Origin of the sequence: Pseudomonas sp. Q12-87, assembly GCF_001269755.1 — a bacterium.
GTDB classification, from domain to species: domain Bacteria; phylum Pseudomonadota; class Gammaproteobacteria; order Pseudomonadales; family Pseudomonadaceae; genus Aquipseudomonas; species Aquipseudomonas fluorescens_S.
Map to the genome: position 1 here is coordinate 49,051 of NZ_LHVI01000017.1, position 24,710 is coordinate 73,760.

Here is a 24,710-nt window from a genome sequence, read left to right on the forward strand (position 1 = left end):
CCAACCACCCCCAACCACCAGGGCTGAGTTGTAGGGATATACGTTCAGGTTGACAGGTTGACCACCTGGCCGTCCCGCGTGTTCAGCGACGGTCGGCGTTTGTTGACCACCAGTTCGCCGATCTGGATCAGCAGCGTACGGGTGACGTTGCGGCTCAGTCCCAACAAGCTCGCGGTGTGGACTTGATTGCAGTTGGCGTATCGGTAGGCGGTGCGCAACAGCTGCGCTTCGACCTTTTCATACAGGTCGCCATGCTCTTGCTCGAGCAGCTTTTCAAAGGCTTTTTGCAGCAGCGCGTCGGCCGTTTGGGGGATGGACGCTTGTGGGCTGTCTTGGCGTTCGATGCGAAAGTTCGACAGGTGCAGGTCCTGTTCGCCGATCACATTGTTGCGGCAGATCAGCAGCGTGTGATGGATGACGTTTTCCAGTTCGCGGATATTCCCCGGCCAGGAATAATCGAGCAATTTTCGTTGTGCCTGGGCATCCAGCGTCACTTCGCCGTGACCCAATCGGCGGCTGTACTGCGCAATGAAATGGCGTATCAACGGCAAGATGTCGCCGGGCCGTTCGCGCAGGGGCTTGAGCGCCAGGCTGACCACGTTCAGGCGGTAATAGAGGTCTTCGCGAAAGTGCCCGGCATTGATGGCTTTTTCCAGCTGCACGTTGGTCGCCGCCAGCACGCGCACATCGATCTTGATGCTCTTGCGTGAGCCCAGGCGAACCACTTCCCGTTCCTGCAACACCCGCAGCAGCTTGACCTGGATCGCCAGCGGCAAATCGCCGATTTCATCAAGGAACAAGGTGCCGCCGTCGGCCTCCTCGAACCAGCCGGCCTTGGCCGTCAAAGCGCCGGTGAAGGCGCCTTTTTCGTGCCCGAACAGTTCGGCCTCCACCAGCGACTCGGAAAAAGCCCCGCAGTTGACCGCAATGAACGGCTTGTCGCGACGGGCGCTGAGGTTGTGTACGTGGCGAGCCACCAACTCCTTGCCGGTACCGGTCTGGCCGATGATCAGTACGCTGGCATCACTGGGCGCCACTTGTTGCAGGTGGGCCAGCAAGGCGCGGGAGGTCGGGTCTTCGAAGACCTGGGCCGTGGCGCGTATCGAGGTGGCCAGGCCGGGAGAAGGGGGAAGCGTGAGGAGCTGCATGACGGTGGCCCGTTTAATGAAATTGCAGTGACTGAGAGGTGCTTGCCCGTGGTAACGACAGAGCGCACCGCGCGAGCCATTCGGCTTAAGGCTTAATCTAAATGATCTAAAAAACATAAAACAAATAACTTTAAGTTATTTGCTTAAGTCTTTAGCCCATACCGATGCCCCTCGTCTGCTGCTGTTGGCCTGTGGTTATGGAGCGGTTCGAATGTGCGGAGTGACAGACATGCCTACCCGTAGCCTGGCCGCTGCGGGCTGGTCGGGATTGAGGCGAATGCGCACCGGAATGCGCTGCACGATCTTGGTGAAGTTGCCAGTGGCGTTGTGCGGTGCGATGGCCGAGTAGCTGGCTCCGCTGGCTGGTCCGAGGCTTTGCACCGTTCCTTCCAGTGCCTGGCCCGGCAACGCGTCGACGTCGATACTCACGGCTTGGCTTGTCTCTACCTGGGCCAACTGCGTTTCCCGGAAATTGGCGGTGATGTAGACCGCATCGAGGGGCACGATCGCCAGCAACGGGCTGCCAGTCCTGACGAAAGCACCGACACGCACGGATTTTTGCCCGATCGTGCCGTCGAGCGGTGCGGTGATTCGGGTATAGGAAAGCTTCAATTCGGCGATGGCTTGTGCGGCCTGTGCATGGGCAAGGGCCGCCGTGGCTTTTTCCAGGTCGGCCTTGAGCACGTCAACTTGTTGCCGCGCCGCCTCCAGCACGGCTTGGCTCTTGTCTCGGCTGGCCGATTGAATGCTCAGTTGCGCTTCGGCCTGTTGCTGCGCTTGCACGGTTCCCGATCCGTCAGTGGCCAGGTTGCGATAGCGGGCATGGTTGACGCTGGCCAGCTTCAGCGCAGCCTCATCGGCGGCCAACGCGGCTTGGGCCTGGCGAATGGTGGCGTGCTGTTGGGTCAGGTGCGCTTGCAGGCTGGAAATGCCTGCTTGGGCGCTGGCGACCTGGGCTTTCGCCGCGTTCACGGCTGCGACGAAATCGCGGTCGTCGAGGGTGGCGAGCAGGTCGCCTTTTTTTACCCATTGGTTGTCCTCGACCGAGACCGTCTCGACTGTACCTGAGACCCGTGGCGCCACGACCGTGAAGTCGGCCTGGACATAGGCGTCATCGGTCGACTGTATCGATGCGCCGGATTCCGGACGATTGAAATAAACAACACCACCGATTGCCACGACGAGCAGCATGGCACTGGTGATCTGGGCTTTCTTTGGAAGGGCCATGATGGATTACCCGTAGGAGGAGGGTGACGAGGCGGCCTGGATGACAGGCGCGGGAATATGAGTCAGGCGAAGCACGAGGGGAATCAACAGCAGTGCCAGCACACCCAACACGCGATAGGCATCGGCGACCGACAGCACCAGCGATTGCTGGCCGAAAATGCCCATCAATTGTGACGGTTCAAGGCCTTGGGCATTGCTCGCCAGCGCTGCGTGATCGAGCAGCCTGTCGCCATGGAAACGGCCCCGCAGCGTAATGAGCTGTCCCACCACCGCCGCACCGAACAACGATCCGAAGGCTCGCAACGTGTTGATGGTCCCGGACACGTAGGGCCCTTCGGCGGGCTGCACCACGCTGGTGATCAGGAACAGCATCGACACCACCGCCATGGGTTGTCCAAAGGCTTGCAGCGTCTGCGCCAGGACAAACTGGTCGCGGTTCCAATCGCTGGTCAATTGCGCGCCGCAAAGGCAGGCGAGGGCGATCAGCAACAATCCCAACGCGAACACATGGCGTGCATCGACCCACTTCTGGTACAGCAGCAGCGCCACCACCGGACCGAGGATCAACTGCGGCAGCGCGACGATCAGGCCCGTCGAGGCCATCTGCAAAGGACGATAGTCCTGTAGTGGGCCGAGATAGCTGGCCGGCAACAGCGAGCTGGACATCAGCACCACCAGCAGCGAGACGAACAGGGTGCAACCGAGCCCAAGGTTGCGGCGTCCCAGGATCTGCAACTTGATGAATGGCGAGGGGTGATACCACTCGGTGATCAGGTAGACCGTCAGCAGGGCCAGGCCGGCGACCAACGAAGCACTGATCAATGACGAATTGAACCAGTCCAGCCGCACGCCCTGGTCCAGTGCGATGGTCAGCAGTCCGAACGCGAATACACCGCAAAGCATGCCGGGCCAGTTGGCTTGCCTAAAGCGTGGGATTTGGATCGGTTCCTGGGGCAAGCCCCAGGCAATCAGCCCGGCAGCGATCAGGGCGAGGGGAATGATCTGCCAGTAAACCCAGCGCCAGTCATACAGCACATCCGTCCAGTGCCCGGCGAGCCAGATGGACAGATTGGGCGCGAAGGTCGCCGTCATCGCATACATGGCCAACCCATACAGGCGGATGGGCGGCGGCAGGAATTTCAGGGCAGCCATCATCAGCAACGGAATTGTCGTGCCGCTGGCAAGACCCTGTGCGAAGCGCAAGACCAACAGCAGATCCAGGTTGTGGATGAAGGGCAGGATCAACGCCAGCAGCGAACACGTGCCGAGCATCCACAATTCCAGACGGCGGACCGAAAGCGTAATGGCAAACCACGCCGAAAACGGCATGGCGATCAGTTCCCCGGCGCTGTACGCCGTCGTGAGCCAGGAGGCATCGTCGAAGCCCAGGCCCATGGCGCCTCTGACATCGGCCAGCGCCAATGCGCCGACCCGAGTGTTCAACCCTGCCATCATGGCCGCAATAAAGATGCCCAGGAGCCCGACCAATGGGCGCTTCGAAGGCTTGGCCTGGGTGGCTTCGCGCGCCACGACATGGATGGGCGACGGTGCGAGGCTGTTCATTGGACCGCCTCCGGCACCCAGCCACCGCCCAGGGACTTGTAGAGATTGACCACGGTCAGCGTGGCATTGGTCGTACTGTCATTGAGACGGGTCTGGCTGGAAAGCAGGTTGAGTTGCGCCGTCAGTACACTCAGATAATCGGTGGCGCCTTGCTGGTAGCCTCGTTCGGCCGCATGCAGTGCCTGCTTGTTCTGCTCATAGGAAACCTGCAAGTCAGCGTGCTGACGTTGCTGGGCGGCCCAGGCGTCCAGGGCGTTATCCACCTCGTGCCAGGCACGCAACACGGTTTGCCGATAAGCCAGGGCAGCGCTTTTTTGCCGTGATTCGTTCAGCGCCAGGCGCTGGACCAGCCGTCCGCCCTGGAAGATCGGCAGGTAGACCGTTGGGCCGACTGAAAAGAAACGCGAGTCCCAACTGGCGAGATCGCCACCCTCGAAGGCTTCGACGCCGATTTTTCCTTTCAAACCGATGCGTGGATAGAAATCCGCCTTGGCCACGCCAATGGCCGCGGTGGCGGCATGCAGCTGTGCTTCGGCGCGAAGGATGTCCGGACGTCGGCGGGCCAGGTCAGACGAGACGCCCACCGGAACGCGAGCAGGTAGCGAAGGCAGAGGCATGGCCGTGCGCAGTTGCGCGTCGAGGGCCCGGGGCTGTTCTCCCATCAATAACGCCAGCGCATTCATCTGGGCGTTGCGACGCTGGCTCAGCTCTGGCACCAGGGCCTTGATCGTTGCCCATTGCGCATGAGCGGAAGAGGTTTCAAAGCGCGTCGCGACGCCGTTACGTTCGCGGCTTTCGGCCAGGCTGAGGGTCCGTTCGGCAATCGCCAGGTTCTGCTCGGCGATGTCCAGTTGAGCCTGGGTTCCGCGCAGTTGCAAATAGGTTCGAGCCACTTCGGCGGACAAGGCCACCCGCGCAGCTTCACGGTCATACACCGTGGCTTGCAGGCTCGCCGCGGCACCCTCGCGCAGGCGCTGGGCGCGGCCCCACAGATCGATTTCCCAACTGGCGTCGAAGCCCAACTGCCAGAAATTGCTCGGGTCAGTCGGGGCGCCCAGTGCGGCAAACCTGCCGTTTTCGCTTAGCGCCTCACGGGTGTAGCTGGCGTTGGCGCCGACGCTGGGTAGCAGTTGTGAAGCGGCAATCCCCAGCTGAGCCCGGCTTTGTTCGATGCGTTCGGAGGCCACTTGCAGATCGAGATTGCCCATCTGTGCGCGAGATTGCAGCTGCGTGAGCATTGGGTCGTCGAACAGCAGCCACCATTGGCTTGGAACAGCGGCTTCGGATGGCGGGACGACGCTTTCGTATTCTGGCCGCGGCGTCAGTTGCACGGCCTCAAGCGTGCCCTGCGGTTTCATGAAATCCGGGCCCACCGTGCAGCCGGCAAGGGAAACTGCGCCGAGCAGGTTGATCGCGCCCATGAGTTTCAAGATGCATCGAGGTGAATCGAAGAAGGCCAACATAGCCCGGTCCCCCGAAAGGTCGCAGTGTTGCTCGGTAAGCGCAAAAAGGGCGGTGGCCGGGCACGAAGTGCAGAGGTTGGTGTTTGGTCCAGCGAGTGGCCCGCTGTGAGGTCATGTTAGGGGTGGATGCAGGCGGGGGGCACCTCTACCTCGGTTCAGTCGCGCCATACATAGGTGGTGCATGGCTATACCAAGGTATACCGGGCGCAAGGGGGGCATTGCGCAGCCGTCTCAAGGTCGCTGGCGCAGGGCGACTTCGATGCAGTTCAACAATTTATTGGCATCACAGGGCTTAGGCAGGCACGCGATCAGCCGCGGTGTGTTGGCGCCGAGGCTCGGATAAGCGGTGATGAATATGGTGGGGATCCGAAAACCCATCGCGTCGAGCCGCTCATGCAATTGCACGCCGGTCATGCCTGGCATCTGGATATCGGAGATCAGGCAGTGCGTCTGCGCTGGGGCTTTGGCGTCGAGAAAGGCTATCGCGCTGGGATAGGTCTGGACTTGATAACCGCTGGACCGCAAAAGGCTTTTCAGGGCGATGCGAACGGATTCGTCATCATCAACCACGGCAATGGTCGTCGTATTGCGCATCGGCATGTCATGCATAGGAGTCGCTCGTAACAGCGCCTGTCGTCGCTACAACATACGCGCTCTCATGAGGTGAAAAAGTATACCTGTGTATGACGCGCTAAACCCTAAGGGTGGAGGTGAGCCGCTGTTCACTCGCGTATAACGGCGCGCAGCCAGGGTGTATTGACCAGTGGAAATTCACTGTGAAGGGCTTGCGCGAGGCGCTAATCTAGACGGTGGCAACACAACCGTTTTGGATCCCGACGCCGCCTCCCGTCGTCGGGTATCCGGCGCAGCCACGGAAGCCGCCTGTCTGGCGACCACATCGGCACCTGCGACACGGCACTGGACGACAGCCCAACGGCAAAATGCGGCAGATAACAACCTGCATCAATCTACATAGCGTTCCTGTGCCGGTGATAAGAGCATGCAAATACGATGGGACGATGGTGAGCGTATCTTCTGTCGGGAATTACGTTCAGGGGTAGACGGCGATTGCAACGTCCTGGTTGTGCGGCCCGCCGCCGAGCAGCCGCGCCCTGGCTGTCTTGAACGTCTCGCCCACGAGTTTGGCCTGCGGGACGAGTTGGACGGTACCTGGACGGCTCAACCGCTCGAGCTGTTGCGCGAAGGCGCGCAGGTGCAACTGGTGCTGGAGGATCCGGGTGGCGAGCCGCTTGTCCAGCTGTTGAGCGCGCCCATGGAGACAGGCATGTGTTTGAGTCTGGCCGTGGGCATCGCCGTGGCGTTGGGCAAGCTCCACCAGCGGGGCCTGGTTCATAAAGACATCAAGCCCAGCCATATCCTGGTGAACTGCGCCGATGGGCAGGCCCGGCTCACCGGTTTTGGCCTTGCCTCGCGTTTGCCCCGCGAGCGGCAGGCGCCCGAGACCCTCGCCGGTACGCTCGCCTATATGGCTCCCGAGCAGACCGGCAAGATGAATCGTTCGATCGATTCGCGCAGCGACCTCTATTCCTTTGGCGTCACCCTTTATCAAATGCTGACGGGTTCACTGCCATTCATGGCCAGCGATCCGATCGAGTGGGTGCACTGCCATATCGCCAAGAAACCTTTACCTCCTCGTGAGCGGGTGGCAACCGTTCCCGAGGTGCTTTCACGTATCGTCATGAAACTGCTCGCCAAGACCGCCGAGGAACGCTACCAGACGGCGGCGAGCGTTGAACACGACCTGAAACGATGCCTTGAGGACTGGCAGCAGTCGGGCCAGATCAGTGCCTTTGCCTTGGGTGAACATGGCGCGTCCGACCGGCTGCGGATTCCCGAGAAACTCTATGGCCGCGAGCGCGAGGTCGACACCCTGGTTGCCGCGTTTTCCCGGATCGTTCACAGCAGCGCACCGGAACTGGTATTGGTCACTGGCTATTCAGGTATCGGCAAGTCCTCGGTGGTCAACGAACTGCACAAGGTGCTGGTGCCTCCTCGGGGGCTTTTCGCCAGCGGCAAGTTCGATCAATACCAGCGCGACATTCCTTATGCGACGCTGGTGCAGGCTTTCCAGAGCCTGGTCCGCACGCTGCTGGGCAAGCACGACGCGGAACTGGCGAACTGGCGCGAGGCGTTGCAGCAAGCGTTGGACGCCAATGCGCGGCTCATCACCGACCTTATTCCGGAGCTCAAGCTCATCATCGGTGAGCCGCCACCGGTTCCGGCACTTGACCCGCAACAGGAACAGCGTCGTTTCCTCCTTGTGTTGCGGCGTTTTATCGGTGTGTTTGCCAGGGAAGATCATCCGCTTGCATTGTTCCTCGATGACCTGCAATGGCTCGACGCGGCAACGCTCGACTTGCTGGAGGATCTGCTGACCAGCTCCGATGTAAGGCACCTGATGCTGGTGGGGGCTTACCGCAGCAACGAAGTGGACGCCACGCACCCGCTGACGGGCAAGCTGCAGGCCATTCGCAACGCGGGCGGCAAGGTCAACGAAATCATGCTGGCGCCGCTCGCCAAGACGCATATCGAACAATTGATCGCCGAGGCGCTGCATGACGAGCGTGAACGCATCGAGCCACTGGCACAGTTGGTGCTCGACAAGACGGCGGGCAATCCGTTCTTCGTGATCCAGTTCCTCCAAGCGCTCGCCGACGAACAATTGCTGACTTTCGATCATGAGGCGCGGCAGTGGTGGTGGGATCCGGACCGCATCCATGCCAAGGGCTACACCGACAATATCGTCGACCTCATGGTCGGCAAACTGATCCGCCTGCCGGTCGAGACGCAGCAAGCGTTGCAGCAGCTGGCCTGCCTGGGCAGCGTCGCCGGGCTCAAGGCGCTGTCCACGGTCCTGGGCGTCCCCAAGACGCAGGTGCGAGCGGCGCTGTGGGAAGCGGTTCGCCAGGAACTGGTCGAGCGGCTGGACGGCGCCTATGGTTTTGTCCACGACCGTATCCACGAAGCCGCCTATTCACTCATACCCAAGGCTTCCCGTGCCGAGGTGCACTTGCGTATCGGGCGGCAATTGGCCGCACAGATGTCCTCGCGCGGGCTTGAAGAGGCGATTTTTGAGATCGTCGGCCAGCTCAATCGCGGCGCGGCGTTGCTGACCGACCCGGCTGAGCGAGAGCAGTTGGCACAATTCAACCTCATGGCCGGCCAGCGTGCGAAGGCATCGACGGCCTATGCGTCGGCACTCAATTATCTCGCTAGCGGGGCCCAGCTGTTGGATGACGATTGCTGGACGCGTCGCCCCGGGCTGGTTTTCGCGTTGGAATTGAACCGGGCTGAGTGTGAATTGCTCACCGGGCAGCTCGCTGCGGCGGATGAACGCCTGACCCTGTTGTCGAGTCGCGCTACGACGGTGAACGACCGTGCCAGTGTTGCATGCCTGCTGATGGACGTTTACCTGCTCCTGGACCGCAGCGATGGGGCGGTTACTGTTTGTCTCGCCTACCTGCGGCATGTGGGCATCGAGTGGTCGGCGCATCCGAGCGACGAAGACGTGCGCCGCGAGTATGACCGTATCCGTGCGTTATTGGCCGGGCGGGCAATCGAGGATCTCATCGACTTGCCGATGATGGAGGACGCGACGTCGCTCATGACCGTCAATGCCCTCGGCAAGCTCTTCGCACCGGCCTTGCAGAGCGATGCGAACCTGGCGGACCTGCTGATTTGCAAAGCGATCAACCTGAGCCTGGAGGGAGGCAATTGCGACGCTTCCTGTGTGCTTTATGCGAATTTTTTCCGAGTCGCCGGGCGGCGGTTCGGTGATTACCAGATGGGGTTCCGGTTCGGCCAGCTCGGCTGCGACCTGGTTGAGCACCGCGGCTTGAAGCGATTCGAACCCAGCACCTATCTGTGTTTCTCGTGTTTTGCCGTGCGTTGGATGAGGCCCGTCGGGCAATGCCGAGACTTGCTGCGTCGTTCGTTTGCCGCAGCAAACCGGATCGGCGATCTGCCCTACGGCGCCTACGCGGGCAATAACCTCACCGCCGATCTGCTCTTTGCTGGCGAGACGTTGTCCGACGTGCAGGGCGAGTCCGAGCGCGGCCTGGCTTATGCGCGTAAGGTGCGCTTCGGGTTGGTGGTCGATTTCATCCTCACGCAACTGATGCTGATCCGAATGATGCGCGGCTTGACGCCCACGTTCGGTCGATTGGACGACGGCGAATTCAATGAGCGGGAAACTGAGGCTCACTTGGCCAGCAATCCGGACCTGGTCCTGGCCGAGTGTCTGTATTGGGTTCGTAAACTGCAGGCCCGCTACATGGCCGACGAACCTCAAGCGGCGTTGGAAGCTGCCGCGCGGGCACAGCGCTTACTCTGGGTTTGCCAGGCATTCTTCGAAGAAGCCGAATATCATTTTTATGGCGCGCTGGCCTGCGCCGCCTGCTGCGACAACGCCCCGGAGGAGAAGTACAAGCACTACCAACTGACGCTGACTGCCAGTCATCAGTGGCTACAGAACTGGGCACAGCAATGTCCGCAGAACTTCGCGAGCAGGGCGCTGCTGGTCGGCGCCGAAATCGCCCGTGTCGAAGGGCGCGTGGTCGATGCCCAGTTGCTCTATGAACAAGCCATAGAGGCTGCGCAGGAGAGCGGCTTTGTCCATATCGAGGCGCTTGCCAACGAGCTCGCAGCGCGTTTCTATACGGCGCGCGGCTTCGCCAAGATTGCCCGTGTCTACTTGCAGGACGCCCGTTACGGCTATCAGCGTTGGGGCGCCGATGGCAAGGTCAGGCAACTTGAGGGCCGATACCCGTCGCTGAGGACTGAAGCGCCTGCGTTCGGCCCGACGACCACAATAACGACACCGGTTGAACATCTGGATTTTGTCACCGTGCTGAAGGTGTCCCAGGCGTTATCAGGCGAGATCGTCCTGGAGAAACTGATCGATACGATCATGGCCACGGCAATCGAGCAGGCCGGCGCCGAACGTGGGCTGTTGATTCTGTCGGACGGCGCTGAGCAGCGGATCGCCGCCCAAGTGATCGCTGGCGACAACACCACCCAATTGCGCGATGCGCCGGTGAGCGCGGCGTTGCTGCCGGAGTCGATTCTCTATCATGTCCTGCGTACACAAGAGAGCGTGTTCCTCGACGATGCCGCGGTCGATGCGCCATTTGCCGCGGATCCCTATATCCACCAACAACAGGCCCGTTCGATTCTCTGCCTGCCGTTGATGAACCAAGCCAAGCTCGTCGGCGCCCTGTATCTGGAAAACAATCTTGCCGCCCACGTGTTCAGCCCGAGCCGGATCGCTGTGTTGAAGTTGGTGGCTTCCCAGGCGGCCATCTCGCTGGAAAATGCCCGTTTGTACCGCGAGGTCGCTGAGCGCGAGGCGAAGATTCGGCGCTTGGTGGACGCCAATATCATCGGCATCCTGGTCTGGAATGCCGACGGCGATATCATCGAGGCCAATGACGCCTTTCTTCGGATGTTGGGATACGAACGGGACGACCTGACCTCGGGGCGCTTGAGTTGGCGAGACCTGACGGCACCGGAATTTCGAGAGTTCAGCGAGCGTTCATTGGCGCAGGCCCTGGAGACCGGACACGCCCGGCCCTACGAGAAGGAATATTTCCGCAAGGACGGCAGCCGATTGCCGGTCATCGTCGGTTTGGCGATGTTTGAGGCCGGCAGCCGGGAAGGGGTGGCCTTTGTGCTGGACCTGACCGAGCGCAGGCAGGCGGAAGAAAAAATCCGCGAAAGCGAGCGACGCTATCGTGAGGTGCAAACCGAACTGGCCCACGCCAATCGTGTCGCCACCATGGGCCAGTTGGTGGCTTCGATTGCCCATGAAGTCAACCAGCCGATTGCCGCCGCCATCCTCAATGCCGATGCCGCGCTGCGTTGGTTGAATGCCCAGCCGCCTGAACTGGAGGAGGTTCGACAGGTGTTGGGCCGGCTCATCATCGATGCCAATCGCGCGGCGGATGTGTTGGGGCGCATCCGGGGCCATATCCGCAAGGCGCCACCACAAAAGGAACCAATGGATATCAGGGCCGCCATTGACGAGATGATCGAATTCACCCGTGGCCAGGTCATCAAGAGCGGCGCCTCGATCCAGACCCGACTTGCCGACCGCTTGCCGCTCATCAAGGGCGACCGTGTCGAGCTGCAACAGGTGCTGCTCAACCTGATCGTGAATGCACTTGAGGCGATGAACAGCGTCCCTGAAGGCGAACGGCACTTAACGATCTGCGCAACGTTGCAAGATGTGGGTTGTGTGCTGGTGAGTGTGAGCGATTCGGGGCCAGGGTTCGCCTCGCAAAGCGTCGAGCAGGCGTTCACGTCGTTCTACACCACCAAGCCGACCGGACTGGGCCTGGGGTTGTCGATCTGCCATTCGATCATCGAGTCCCATGGCGGCTGCTTGAAGGCAACCATCAACCCACCTCGAGGGGCCACGGTTCAGTTCACATTGCCGGTTGTGCAGGGGTGAGCTCGTTTATCGGTGCCAGGCCATGACAAAGCTGGCGGGCAGTGGCGCTGTTCGCTTAATACTTTAGTTTTAAGCCCGCATATCAATAGGTCGCTTGAACCAATCTTACGTACACATGATGCGCCGCAACCTTGGCGATACAGTGACTTCAAGGGTTGCGGAGCATCAGCCATGAACTATTTAACCAGCCGGGCAATTGATGAACGTTCTGCACTTCGTTCAATAGCGCTTGTTTGCATGGCGCTCTTAACGACGAATGCTTGCTATCGCGTGAGTATCTCGATACCTGAGGGACGACTTCCCGCAGAAACTCGCAAGTGCGACACGACTGACGGCTTGGTGAAGTTGGTCGATCTTGAACAACCGACGAACAACGTACCGATAGGTGCGCATCTGATCAGCCCACGCGGTTTCTACCTGCACCATGGGATATACCTGGGCGGCCATGACGTCGCTCATTATTCCGGGTTCAGCGGTTCGCTCAGATCCGGGCCCATCGAAGTGACCGACCTGGAGCATTTCGCCAACGGCAAGCCGATCTGGATGTTGCCAGAACAGGGTCAGTATTCCTGCGATGAAATTGCCCAGCGGGCGCGATCGAGACTCGGTGAGAATCGTTACCGCATTCTCTCCAACAACTGCGAGCACTTTTGCAACTGGTGCGTCAGCGGCAAAAACTACAGCCTCCAAGTCAACGCTTACTTCAAGCGGCCCCGTTATCTATTCGCTTTTATTTCGGCGTTGGAGCCGTATCTGATTGCCTGATTTTTGGCCCAGGGCAGGGGGACTTGCGAGCCCATTACGACACGGTCGCTGTGCTACAATTTTTTCTCTTTCAATCCGTCCAAGGTAACGTCCATGACTGGTAGTTCTTCATCCAGTGAACCGGGCCGCAAAGGCTCTGTCGTGTTCGTGGTGGATGACGATGACTCCATGCGCAATGCGCTGAGTAATCTTTTGCGCTCTGTTGGGATCCATGTCGAGACGTTCGCCTCCACCGCTGAGTTTCTTCGGCAACCCAAGACCGAAGGCGCCAGTTGCCTGGTGCTTGACGTACGGCTCCAGGGCGTCAGCGGCCTGGACTTCCAAGCTCAGTTGGCCAACTCGAACGCCAATATCCCGATCATTTTCATCACCGGCCACGGCGACATCGAGATGTCGGTCAAGGCGATGAAAGCCGGTGCCGTGGATTTCCTGGCCAAACCGTTTCGCGAACAGGACTTGCTGGACGCGGTGTCCGCCGCGCTTCAGGCGGATGTCAGGCGCCGGGAAATCGAGCAACAATTTTCGGATCTGCATGCCCATTACCAAACGCTCACGGTCCGTGAAAAAGAAGTCATGGCCCTGGCCGTAAAAGGCCTGATGAACAAGCAAATTGCCGGGCAAATGAACCTGAGCGAAATCACCGTGAAAATCCATCGTGCCCACGCCATGAAAAAAATGCAGGCCAAATCCTTCGCAGACCTGGTTCGCATGGCGCAATCCTTGGGCACCGGGCAGGGGAACTGAGCCAGACAGATCTTCTGCTTGTCGGTAAAAAGATTTATTGACTAAAAAATTACATCGGGTAATTATTCTCCTGCATCTGCTTTTACGCAGAGTCATTTCCAGGGGCAACCCGATGAATCAGAACACCGTGCCTTCATTGGCCAGTCTTTACGTCGAGACTCATGAATTGTCATCCGACGCCCGCAACGCGCCTTTGCTTATGCAAGGTTTTCCTGCCGAGTCCAACCACCGCGTCACCTGGAACAACTGGATGCAGCCCCCTTTCAACCAATGGGGGTTTCGCAACCTGGCGCGCCTGCGCCCGAGTATTGATGTGCAGGCAGGTACTGGGCCGGTCAGCCCTTTGATAGCGGCTCACCAAGCGTTGGATGCGCTGCATTTCGACAGCGAGTCGGGTTTGAGTATCAGCGTGATCGAGCACCTCGTTGCCAGCCAGACCGATGGGTTCCTGGTGCTTCAGGGCGACACCGTACTGTTCGAACGGTACTTCAATGGCCAGCGTCCCGAGGACCGGCATGTCATGTTTTCCGTGACCAAATCGCTGATCGGCACCTTGGGCGAACAGCTGGTTTGCGAGGGGTTGCTGGACACCGCGTTGCCTGCGGCGCATTACGTGCCGGAACTGGCTGGAAGCGCATTTGCCGATGCAACCGTGCGCCAGTTGTTCGACATGGCCGTGGGCATCGATTACAGCGAAGTCTATGAAGACCCGCATTCAGAGAGTTCCCAGTACGGCTATGCCAGCGGTTTCCAACCGGCGCCCGCGCAATACGGGCAGTTCGAATCCCTGTACCAATACTTGCCAACCCTGAAGAAACGCGGCAGCCACGGCGGGTTTTTTCATTACGTGACAGCCACCACCGAAGCGTTGGCCTGGGTCATGGAACGTGCCTGCGGCAAGGCTTGTCATCAGTTGCTGCAAGACATCTGGAGCCAACTGGGCTGTGAGCGCGACGGCTATTTCCTGGCCGATCCCTGGGGGCGCAACGTTGCCGGCGCCGGTTTCAGTGCCACGTTGCGGGACATGGCGCGGTTCGGTCGGCTACTGGCCAACGAAGGTCGTCATGAAGGGCGACAACTGCTCTGCGGCGAGGCAATCGCCGGTATCGTCGCTGGCGCCGATCCGGCGATCTACACGACATCCCCGGACTTCAGCGCGTGGACCCCAGGCGCGTCCTACCGCAGTCAGTGGTACGTCTTCAACGACCACAGCCAGGCGCTCTTGGCGGGCGGTATCCACGGGCAATACCTGTTCATCGACAAGCCATCCGGCGTGGTGGTCGTCAAGCAATCGTCCCTGGACGAAGCCGTCAGTCCGTTCGACGGCGACAGCGTGCGCATGCTGCGGGCTATCGCGGCGCACCTGACTCGCTGACCACGTCCGCCCATTACAAGAATTTGTGTTCCGTTCACCTGGCCCGGCCAGGTGTTGGCGAGGCCCTGCGCCGCCATTTACTGCCCTGTAACAACAATAAATCAGACAGGAGCTTCATATGGTTTGCATGACACGTTGGTCCCGAACGCTGTTGGCGTTCGGCTTACCCCTGACCGCTCAAGCCGCTTGGGCGGGATACACCTTCGAGGAGGGCGCCCTCAAGGGCGAGGTCAATCTTAGCGCCGGTGCGGCGACACTCTCCACGCGCAACGTCAATTTCGGCAGTGGTCGGGTGGACATGCGTAGCCGCAGCAATGACGGCACGAAAATCGACTGGCAGGAATTCTACGTCAAGCCTGGCGTCACGCTGGACTACGCCTTGCAGCCGGATTTCAGTCTGTTGGCCGGCGGTTCACTCGTGGCCGCGACCACGGTAGGTGATGGTGATGCCGGTGGTTTCACGCGCAGCTCCGATGGTGATGTGGCGCTGGAGGAGTTGTACGGTGGTTTCCGGGCTGGGGAGTGGAAGTTCACGGCTGGCCGGCAGAACTACATGATCGGCAACGGCTTTATCGTCATGGACGGCAACCTCGATCAGCTCAAGGACGGTGCCTATTGGCTCGCGCCAAGAACGGCGTTCAAGGATTCGGCGATCCTGGCCTGGGACCATGGCGCCCTGAAGACCCAGGCGTTCACCCTGCGCACCGATGACGATCTGGGGGATTTCCGGATGACCGGCGTCAACCTGGACTACAACCTTGATAGCCAGGTGACGTTGGGCGCCATGGCGATGAAGGTCAACGCGCTTGCGCCCAAGGGCACGACGCCATTGAGCCGGGACGGCATGCAGGTGTACAACGTCCGGGCTCTCAACGCCAAGATGCCGGGGTTGCCGGCGCTGACGCTGAACGCCGAATATGCGCTGCAGCGGGGCAACGGTTCCGGAGTCGATTACCACGCCAAGGCCTGGTATGGCCAGGCGGACTATGCCTTCGACACGTTACCGCTGACGCCTATCCTGGGTTATCGATACGCCAGTTTCTCCGGTGACAGTGATCTCAGCGACAATCGCCAGGAGTCCTGGGACCCGCTCAGCAAAGGCTTTATCGATTGGGCAACCTGGCTGGTGGGCGATGTCGTCGGCAATTACCTGCTGTTCAACAGCAACGAAAACGTCCAACAGTTTTCTCTCAAGACTCATCTCAATGAAACCCTGACACTCGGTGCGATTCACTACCAGTTCTGGTTGGACGAGAAAAACTACCTGGGGGCAGCGGTCAGTGACCGGCGCTTCGCCGACGAGAGCGTCATCTTCCTGGATTGGGCGGCGTCGAAGTCACTCACCACTTCGCTGTCCTATAACTGGGTCAAGCCAATGGCCGCGGCCAAGCAAGTGTTTGGCGACGATCAGAAGTTCAGCGCGCTGGAACTCTATCTCACCTACCGCTACTAAGTGCCGCGAGCCCCGGGGCCGCGCTGGAGTGTTTGAGCATGAACAAGTTTTTGCGTAACACCTTGCTGGGCGCAGTCGTTTCCTTGTCGGTAAGTGGGGCAACCCTTGCCGAGGAGCGGACGGTGCGGATCTACAACTGGATCGAGTACCTGCCGCCGGAGATCCTGAAAAGCTTCCAGGAAGAAACCGGGATCCGCCCGATCTACGACGTCTTTGATAGCGTCGAAACCTTGGAGTCGAAACTGCTGACCGGTAACTCCGGGTACGACGTGGTGTACCCAAGCAGTTCCAATGTCAGCCACATGATCGCCGCCGGGGCAGTGCAGCCGCTGGACCGCAGCCAATTGCCGAACTGGCAACACCTGGACCCCGAGTTCATGAAATCCCTCGAAGCGGTGGGTGACCCGGGCAACCGTTACGCGGCGCCGTACCTGTGGGGCACGACGTTGATCGGCTACAACGTCGACATGGTCCGCAAGGCGTTGGGTGCCGATGTGCAAATGAACACCTGGGACATTCTTTTCAAGGAAGAGAACATGGCCAAGCTGGCCAGCTGCGGCGTCGGCTTGCTCGACGCCGCCAACGAAATCGTGCCGATTGCCCTGCATTACGAAGGCCTCGATCCCAACAGCCAGAAACGCGAGGATTACCCCCGGGCCCAGGCGGCGATGCTCAAGGTCCGTCCCTACATCACTTATTTCAATTCGTCGCGCTACGGCATGGACCTGGCCAACGGTGAGATCTGCGTCGGGGTCGGTTGGTCCGGCGGCGTAGCCTTGGCCAAACGACTGGCAGAAGATGCAGGGAAGGGGGTCAAGGTGGAGATGGCCTTGCCCAAGGAAGGCGCACCGATGTGGTCGGACGTGATGATGGTGCCGACCAACGCGCCCCATGTCGCGGAAGCCTACGCGTTCATCAATTACATCTTGCGTCCGGACGTCATTGCGCGGATCAGCAACAAGATCGGCTACCCCAACCCGAACAAGGACGCGACGGCGCTGGTCAATCCTGAGATCCGCAACAACCCGGCGATGTATGTGCCGGACGAGGCGCGCAAGACCCTGTTCGCATTGGCGCCCGTGCCGGCAGCGGTGGAGCGGATTCGTACCCGCACCTGGATCACCATCAAGACTCAGCGTTGAGCCTGCTGCCCGGCGTGTAACGCCGGGCTTGCCGGAACGCGTTGCGCCACGTTTGTTCAGGCGCGCATGCCGTAGAACAGCAGTTCGGTGATGCGCCTGACCTGGGCGGAATGAGCTTCGACGTCCGGCTGCTCCTGGTTGACCAGCCGGTACAGTTGCAGGTGCGAATAGTCGTTCAGCAGGAACGCGGCCAACTCAACGTCAAGGTCGGGCCGCAGTTTGCCGGCCTGCTGCAACTCCCTGATCAGCCCACTGATTTCGGCCCTGAGCGCATCGTTCATGGCGCGATAACCTTCGGGCAATCCGTTGTCGCCACCAAACAGGATCAGCGGCAGCAACTCGCGCCACAGGCTTGGGTGCATGACTTCCAACGCGTAACCGGTCAACAGGCGCTCCAGATAACACAGCGCTTGGACCGGGTCTTGGATTTCAGGAATCTGGCTGCGGGTGTCCTTGAGCGCACGCCGGTCGGCCTCGTGGAGAATTTCGAGGATGATCTCCTGCTTGTTGCCGAAATACTTGAACACCGTAGGGGCCGATACACCGGCCTGGCTGGCGATCTGTTCGATGGTGGTGGTCTGGAAACCCTGGCGTTCGAACAATTCGACGGCGGCCTTGCTGATGGCTTGGCGGCGTTCGGCTTTCTGACGTTCACGCAGTCCGCTCACGGGAGGTCCTTGTTGATAAGAAGAGGTTGAAGACCCTTGGCGCACCAACAGGATTGCTGGTTGGCAACGAGCTGGGCATAGGCATGCAAAATACTTAACCCAGTAAAGTTTTTAAAGGGTTTATTTCCTTGGCGCTCCTCAATGCCAGGCTGGATACCGCGGCCTAGACGCCTGCCAGCAGGCAAAACGCCATGCTCCACTTGGCGAAATCAGGCACGGAGATGGCGCGTTCAGGTAACTGACTCGGCAGGGAAGACAGGTAACGTGGCGCGACTTTCGCCATAAGTGCGCACGTTCGCCCGGGGTGGATCAACACAGCCAAGAGGTGCCGCTTCCAGGAGGGGCGCGAAAACCGCAAACACCGACTGCCCTGCGCGCGGCTCAATGTTCGATTACAAGAGAATAAGAAAATGACCAGCCCCAGTTTCAAGGATTCGAACGGACATCTGGCACAGGGCTTCAAGCCTCGTCACGTCACTATGTTGTCCATTGCCGGAATCATCGGTGCAGGTCTGTTCGTGGGATCGGGCCATGCCATCGCCGCCGCCGGCCCGGCCGTCATGCTGGCCTACCTGTTTTCCGGGTTGCTGGTGGTCCTGGTCATGCGCATGTTGGGTGAGATGGCGGTCGCCAACCCGGACACTGGCTCCTTCTCCACATATGCCGATCAAGCCATCGGACGCTGGGCGGGCTTCACCATCGGTTGGCTCTACTGGTGGTTCTGGGTGTTGGTGATTCCTATCGAGGCGCTGGCCGCCGGTCATGTATTGAATCAATGGTTTCCCGCCATCGATGCCTGGTTGTTTGCCTCGGTGTCGATCGTGGCGCTGGCCGTGACGAATTTGTTCAGCGTGTCCAAGTACGGCGAGTTCGAGTTCTGGTTCGCCATGGCCAAGGTCGTGGCGATCATCGGCTTCATCTCCCTGGGTTTTGCTGTGCTGATGGGGTGGATTCCCGAACGTGAAGCCAGCGGCCTGAGTCGGTTGATGGAGGAGCATGGCGGGTTCGCCCCCAACGGCTTGTCGGCGGTGGTGGGAGCGTTCATTACCATCATGTTCAGTTTTATCGGCACGGAGGCGGTGACCATCGCGGCGGCTGAATCCGATAATCCCGCGCAGAACATCGCCAAGGCCACTCGTTCGGTGATCTGGCGTATCGGTGTGTTCTACCTGCTGTCGATCTTCGTGGTCATTTCCGTGGTACCTTGGGACGATCCGCTCCTCGCTTCAGTGGGGTCCTACCAGCGTGCATTGGAGCTGATGAACATCCCTCACGCCAAATTCCTGGTGGACGTGGTGGTGCTGATTGCCGTGGCCAGTTGCATGAACTCCTCGATCTATATCGCTTCGCGGATGCTGTACTCCCTGGGGCGCCGTGGCGATGCGCCAAAGGCATTGAAGGTGACGTCATCGGCCGGCGTTCCGAGGTCTGCAGTCATTGCCAGTACCGTGCTGGGTGCTGGTATCACCTTGTTCAGTTATTTCATGCCCGCCGGGCTGTTCCAGTTCTTGCTCGCCAGCTCCGGCGCCATCGCCTTGCTGGTGTACCTGGTGATCGCCATTTCACAGTTGCGCATGCGGCGGATGTTGCAGCGCCAGAATATCGAGTTGCCTTTTCGCATGTGGCTGTTTCCCTGGTTGACCTGGTTGGTCATCGTGTTCATTTCGGCGGCGCTGGCAGTGATGATGGTTGCGCCCGAGCACCGCAGCGAGGTCAGTACAACCCTGGGCCTGGCGCTGATCATTTCTCTTATCGGCCTGCTGACGTCGCGGCATCCGCCCGAGCCGGAGCGGGTCGCTTCCCTCGGCTAGCCCGCTCGTTTTTGCCCTGTTGACGCCACGTTACTGGCGTCAACAAACCCGCCTTTCTCGCCCATTCAAGCGGCAAGAACCTCAGTCTTGAGGCGCGGCCCCTCCGCCTGTCACCCACTTGCAAACCCAGCCCTGCGAACCGGCACTAAGCTGCGGCCGCGTTGTCAGTAATTGGCGTCTGTAGGGATGAGGATCGTCCCTGGTATCGGCACGTTAGCTGGATAGTTTTTTCTCGAGCATCCTCGGGAAAAAGAGCCTCGCGATGGATTGCGTCCTGGACCGACAATTTCTCTTGCAGGCGATTTTCCATGGGGTTTCTACTTGATCCGCGTCATGACATCGATGCTGCCTTACTGAGCTACCGCCGCGTGTTCTGGTCGTTGGCGCTGTTCAGTGGTGTCATCAATCTACTGGTGCTGGTGCCGTCGCTGTACATGATGCAGGTGTACGACCGGGTCCTCACCAGCCGCAACGAAACCACGTTGTTCATGCTCACCCTGATTGCCTTGGGGCTGTTCATGTTCAGTGCCCTGATCGAATGGGTACGCGGCGAGGTGATGATTCGCATGAGCGCAGGGCTGGACGAGGCCCTGGGCGAGCGGATTTTCGATGCGGCGTTCGCCCGCAGCCTGCGCGAGCACAACGCCAACCCGGCGCAAGTGCTCAGCGATCTGGCCACGCTGCGGCAGTTGATCACCGGCCAGGGCCTGATCGCCTTGCTCGATGCGCCTTGGCTGCCGATCTTTCTGCTGGTGGCGTTCATTTTTCATCCCTGGTTCGGTGTGCTGACGCTGGTGCTGGCCTTGGTGCTGATCGGCCTGGCGCTGTGGGGCGAACTGGCGACGCGTTCGCGCCTGGGGGAAGCCAATCGGTTGGGCGTGCAGTCGTCGATTTATGTGAACAGCACGCTGCACAACGCTGAAGTCATCCAGGCCCTGGGCATGCTCGGGCCGTTGCGCCAACGCTGGAGCCTGCTACAGCGACGCATCATCGCTGCCCAGGCCCACGCCAGCGACCGTGGCGCACGCATCACGTCTGCGACCCGTTTCGTGCGGATTTCCGGGCAGTCCCTGGCCCTGGGCCTCGGAGCGTTGCTGGTGCTTGAGGGGCAATTGTCGGCGGGCATGATGATTGCGATGTCGCTGTTGCTGGGCCGGGCCCTGGCGCCCGTGGAAATTGCCATCGGCTCGTGGAAACAATTCAATTCCGGCCGCCAGAGCTATCAGCGCCTGAGCCAATTGCTGACCCAACACCCACGTGAGCGCCTGCGCATGCCTTTGCCCCCGCCCACCGGTGCGGTACGCCTGGAGCAGCTGTATGTCGGCCCGCCCGGGGCCACGCAACCGATCCTGCGGGGCATTCATTTCAGCCTGGCCAAAGGCGAAGTACTCGCTGTCGTCGGCCCCAGCGCCAGCGGTAAATCGACCCTGGCCAGGGCAATGGTCGGGGTGTGGCCAGCCATGGGCGGGTCGGTGCGCCTGGACGAGGCCGAAATCAGCCAATGGACCCACGACGCCCTCGGCCCGCACCTGGGCTACCTGCCGCAGGACATCGAGCTGTTCGACGGTACGGTGGCCGACAACATTGCCCGCTTCGGTGAGCAGGATGCCGACAAAATCATCGCCGCCGGGCGGCACGCGGGTATTCACGAGATGATCCTGAGGTTTCCCAAGGGCTACGACACGCCGCTGGGGCCAGGCGGGCTTGGCTTGTCCGGCGGCCAGAAGCAGCGCCTGGGCCTGGCTCGGGCGCTCTACGGACGACCTTCACTGATTGTGCTCGATGAGCCCAATTCCAATCTCGACGAGGCCGGCGAGCTGGCGCTGATCCAGGCCATCAATGTGCTCAAGGCAGCTGGCAGCACGGTGGTACTGATTACCCATCGGCCCAGTGTGCTGGCCGTGGTCGATCACATCCTGGTGCTCAAGGACGGGACTCAACAGGCCTTCGGTCCACGGGAACGGGTACTCAAGGCACTGATGCCGGGGCCGAGGGCGGCAGCGGTCAGGGAGGCGGGCGAAGATGCGTGATCTGACACCGGCGGCACAAACGTTCAGCGAGCAAGGGCTGAGCGTGCGCAATTCAACTTTGCTGCCCAGCGCCAGTACCGACGCCAGGGGCGCGGCGCGCTACGGGGTGGGTTTTCTGGTCTTGACGCTGGGAGGTTTCCTGCTTTGGGCCTGCCTGGCGCCGCTCGACCAAGGCGTGGTCGGCAGCGGCACCGTAGTGGTGGCGGGCGAACGCAAGGCGGTGCAGTCGCTGGTGGGCGGCGTGGTGGAAAAACTGCTGGTCAGCGACGGCGACCGTGTCACCCAAGGGCAGCTGTTGGTGCAGCTCAACACCGTGCAGGCCCAGTCGCAACTGGACGTGACCTTGGGCAAATTGCTCAATGACCGCAGCGTTGAGGCGCGGCTGATTGCCGAGCGTATAGGCGCTGCCGAGATCCAATGGCCCGCTGAATTGCTTGAGCGTGCCGATGAGCCACGGGTCAAGGCTGCGATGGCTTTGCAGAACCAGTTGTTCATCACCCGTCGCGCTGAGCTGGGCAGCCGCTTGCAGATCATCGAGCACGAAGCCGCGGCGTTGCAGCAGCAATTGCAAGGCTACGAGGGCGTCAAGCGCAACTACGATGCGCAGATGCGCTTCCAGCAGCAGGAGCTTGAAGGCCTGCGGGACCTGGCCCGAGAAGGCTACGTGCCGCGCAATAAACTTTTCGAGGCCGAGCGCAACGCCGCCCAACTGGCGGGGCAGATCGCGTCCGGGGTGGGCGACGTCGGCAGGACGCGCCAGGCGATCAACGAAAGCCGGCTCAAGGCCTTGCAGGCGCAACAGGAATTTCGTCGCGATGCCGAAACCCAACTGAGCGAAGTCTCGGCCGAAGCCGCAGGGTACGCCGATCAGATCCGCGCCTTGCAGTTCGAAGTCGACAACGGTGCGATCCGCGCCCCGGTATCGGGGCAGGTCATGGACCTGAGCATCCATACCGTGGGCGGTGTCGCGCAGGCCGGCCAAACCCTGATGCAAGTGGTGCCACTGGACGCGCCGATGGCGATCACGGCGCGTTTCGAGCCGCTGATGGCCAACAAATTGCGCCCGGGGCTGCCGGTGCATGTGCATTTCACCGCGCTGCAACGGGTGGATACGCCGACGGTGACCGGCACAGTGACCACCGTATCGGCGGATCAGTTGATCAATGAGCAGACGCACCAGCCGTACTTTTCCGCCAAGGTCGAGATTCCCGCCGACACCGTCGCATCGTTGCAGAGCGCCGGCCTGCTGGTGCGTCCGGGCATGCTCGCCGATGTCACCGTGGTGACCGGCGAGCGCACGTTGATGAACTACCTGATGAAACCTTTGCGCGAGCGCTTGTTGGCCGCCTTCAAGGAGGAATGAAGATGATGGGGCGGTTCCGGTATGGCGCTCGTGTGTTGCTGAGCCTGTGTACCAGTTATGGGGCGGTCAGCCCGGTGTGGGCTGCCGAAGGTGGGCTGAGCCTGACGGCTGCCTACGATGCCTCGCGTCTCAATGACCCGACCGTGCAATCGGCTGCCCATGCCTACGATGCTTCGCGGCATGAAGAGGCGATCGGGCGCGGTGGCCTTTATCCGCAGGTGTCGCTGACGTCCCGTTATGGCTATGGCGGGCGCACCGATGGCGGTGACGACCGTGGCTATGTCAACAGTAACGATTACCAGGCGAACAACGTCACCCTCGCGGCGCAACAACCGCTGTACGACAAGGGCCGTTGGGCGGCGTACCAGGAGGGCAAGGCGCGGGGGCAGTTGGGCGTGCAAGTATTCGATGTTGCTGGCCAGACCCTGTTTGACCGGGTCGCCAAAGGCTATTTCGACGTGGCCCGGGCCGAGAACGAGATCAAGCTGATTGCCCAACAAAAAACCGCGATCCAAGGCTTGGTCATCCAGAGCAAAAAGCTCTATCAGGGCGGCCAGGGCGCGGTCACCGATATCGATGAAGCCCAGGCGCGGCTCGATCTGGTGGAAGCCCAGGAGACTGAAGCCCAGGCCCGCCGCGTGGCGGCGCTGCGGGCCTTGTCCGGTCGCGCCAGTGTGCCGATCGATGACATCCAGCCGATGCGCGAAGAACTGGCCACTGCCAGCCCAATCCCACCGGAGCAGGACCTGCCGTACTGGACGGCGATCGCCCGCGAAGCCAGCCCCGAGCTGGCCGCCCGGTTGGCGGCGGTGAAGGTCGCCGAAGCCCAGGCCGACAGCCAGCGCGCCGGGCATTATCCGACCTTGTCGCTGACCACTCAGTTGACCCGCCGGGAAACCCGCCAATACCAGGAACTCGACCCGCGCCAGGACACCTATTACGTCGGCGTGCAACTGGACATTCCGCTGTATCGCGGCGGGGCGGTGCGTGCCTCAGTGGCCAAGGCCGAAGCACAACTGGCCGGGGCCCAGTCGGAATACGATGTACAGCGCCAACAATTGGCCGAGGACATCGAGACCGATTACCTGGGCGTCGTCGCCGGTTTCACCAAGAGCAAGGCGATGCAGCGGGCAGTGGAGTCCAATCAGCGGGCACTGACCTCGACCGAAAAGGGCTTCCAGGGCGGCGTGCGTTCCACCGTCGACATTCTCGATGCGCAGCAGCGACTGTTCCAGGCCCGGCGAGACCTGCTCAACACCAAACTCGACATGCTGCAAAGCTACGTGAGCCTGCACACCCACACCGGCCAAATGAACCGCGCCGTGCTGGAACAAGTGCAAAGCCTGTTCTAGACAACCCACTTGCAGGACGGCTCGCAACCCGGTTCACGTGGCGAGGGAGCAAGCTCCCTCGCCACGGTTTTGTGTTTGGCTCGGGCTGGGTTGATCAGGCCACAAAAGCACCCACTACCAAACCCTGTGGCGAG

The 24,710-nt window shown here is 60.8% G+C and carries 16 protein-coding genes; 10 read left to right on the plus strand and 6 right to left on the minus strand.

Features of this window, described 5'->3' with window-relative positions:
• Nucleotides 1-44: 44 nt before the first annotated feature.
• From AD663_RS11765 to AD663_RS11785, 5 genes are all read right to left on the minus strand, one after another.
• On the minus strand, nt 45-1,148 hold the full coding sequence (locus tag AD663_RS11765; RefSeq protein WP_053213765.1) for a sigma-54-dependent Fis family transcriptional regulator: 1,104 nt from the start codon (nt 1,146-1,148) through the stop codon (nt 45-47).
• A gap of 195 nt (nt 1,149-1,343) precedes the next feature.
• Nucleotides 1,344-2,375, minus strand: a complete 1,032-nt coding sequence (locus tag AD663_RS11770; RefSeq protein WP_003181053.1) for an HlyD family secretion protein — start codon at nt 2,373-2,375, stop codon at nt 1,344-1,346.
• A gap of 6 nt (nt 2,376-2,381) precedes the next feature.
• Nucleotides 2,382-3,938, minus strand: coding sequence for an MFS transporter (locus AD663_RS11775; RefSeq protein WP_003181055.1), 1,557 nt, complete (start codon nt 3,936-3,938; stop codon nt 2,382-2,384).
• The gene (locus AD663_RS11780; protein WP_003181057.1) at nt 3,935-5,401 is read right to left on the minus strand and encodes an efflux transporter outer membrane subunit; all 1,467 of its coding nucleotides are present in this window, start codon (nt 5,399-5,401) and stop codon (nt 3,935-3,937) included. The genes AD663_RS11775 and AD663_RS11780 overlap by 4 nt, the downstream gene beginning before the upstream one ends.
• Before the next feature lie 231 nt (nt 5,402-5,632).
• Nucleotides 5,633-6,010, minus strand: a complete 378-nt coding sequence (locus tag AD663_RS11785) for a response regulator transcription factor (protein ID WP_003181059.1) — start codon at nt 6,008-6,010, stop codon at nt 5,633-5,635.
• Between the two features lie 391 nt (nt 6,011-6,401).
• Here AD663_RS11785 and AD663_RS11790 point away from each other — a divergent pair, with 391 nt between their 5' ends.
• The 6 genes from AD663_RS11790 to AD663_RS11815 all read left to right on the plus strand — a co-directional run bounded on the left by AD663_RS11790 (nt 6,402) and on the right by AD663_RS11815 (nt 17,352).
• Nucleotides 6,402-11,873, plus strand: coding sequence for an ATP-binding sensor histidine kinase (locus tag AD663_RS11790; protein ID WP_053213766.1), 5,472 nt, complete (start codon nt 6,402-6,404; stop codon nt 11,871-11,873).
• Between the two features lie 171 nt (nt 11,874-12,044).
• Entirely contained in the window at nt 12,045-12,638 is a 594-nt protein-coding gene (locus tag AD663_RS11795; protein ID WP_053213767.1) for a lecithin retinol acyltransferase family protein, read from the plus strand.
• Between the two features lie 93 nt (nt 12,639-12,731).
• Nucleotides 12,732-13,382, plus strand: a complete 651-nt coding sequence (locus tag AD663_RS11800; protein WP_053213768.1) for a response regulator transcription factor — start codon at nt 12,732-12,734, stop codon at nt 13,380-13,382.
• Nucleotides 13,383-13,494: 112 nt separating this feature from the next.
• On the plus strand, nt 13,495-14,757 hold the full coding sequence (locus AD663_RS11805; RefSeq protein WP_053213769.1) for a serine hydrolase: 1,263 nt from the start codon (nt 13,495-13,497) through the stop codon (nt 14,755-14,757).
• Nucleotides 14,758-14,875: 118 nt separating this feature from the next.
• On the plus strand, nt 14,876-16,210 hold the full coding sequence (locus AD663_RS11810) for an alginate export family protein (protein ID WP_053213770.1): 1,335 nt from the start codon (nt 14,876-14,878) through the stop codon (nt 16,208-16,210).
• Nucleotides 16,211-16,248: 38 nt separating this feature from the next.
• Nucleotides 16,249-17,352: a polyamine ABC transporter substrate-binding protein gene (locus AD663_RS11815; RefSeq protein WP_003181071.1), complete on the plus strand. Its 1,104-nt coding sequence runs from the start codon at nt 16,249-16,251 to the stop codon at nt 17,350-17,352.
• Between the two features lie 56 nt (nt 17,353-17,408).
• Here the strand turns inward: AD663_RS11815 and AD663_RS11820 are convergent, their stop codons facing one another.
• The gene (locus AD663_RS11820; RefSeq protein ID WP_003181073.1) at nt 17,409-18,020 is read right to left on the minus strand and encodes a TetR/AcrR family transcriptional regulator; all 612 of its coding nucleotides are present in this window, start codon (nt 18,018-18,020) and stop codon (nt 17,409-17,411) included.
• A gap of 410 nt (nt 18,021-18,430) precedes the next feature.
• Between AD663_RS11820 and gabP the strand changes: the two genes are divergently transcribed.
• The 4 genes from gabP to AD663_RS11840 all read left to right on the plus strand — a co-directional run bounded on the left by gabP (nt 18,431) and on the right by AD663_RS11840 (nt 24,576).
• Entirely contained in the window at nt 18,431-19,831 is a 1,401-nt protein-coding gene (gabP, locus tag AD663_RS11825) for a GABA permease (RefSeq protein WP_003181074.1), read from the plus strand.
• A 308-nt stretch (nt 19,832-20,139) separates the two neighbouring features.
• Nucleotides 20,140-21,861: a type I secretion system permease/ATPase gene (locus AD663_RS11830; RefSeq protein ID WP_003181076.1), complete on the plus strand. Its 1,722-nt coding sequence runs from the start codon at nt 20,140-20,142 to the stop codon at nt 21,859-21,861.
• A complete protein-coding gene (locus AD663_RS11835) occupies nt 21,854-23,224 on the plus strand; it encodes an HlyD family type I secretion periplasmic adaptor subunit (RefSeq protein ID WP_003181079.1) in 1,371 nt (456 codons plus the stop codon). The genes AD663_RS11830 and AD663_RS11835 overlap by 8 nt, the downstream gene beginning before the upstream one ends.
• A 2-nt stretch (nt 23,225-23,226) precedes the next feature.
• Nucleotides 23,227-24,576, plus strand: a complete 1,350-nt coding sequence (locus AD663_RS11840; RefSeq protein WP_003181081.1) for a TolC family outer membrane protein — start codon at nt 23,227-23,229, stop codon at nt 24,574-24,576.
• Nucleotides 24,577-24,710: the final 134 nt, after the last annotated feature.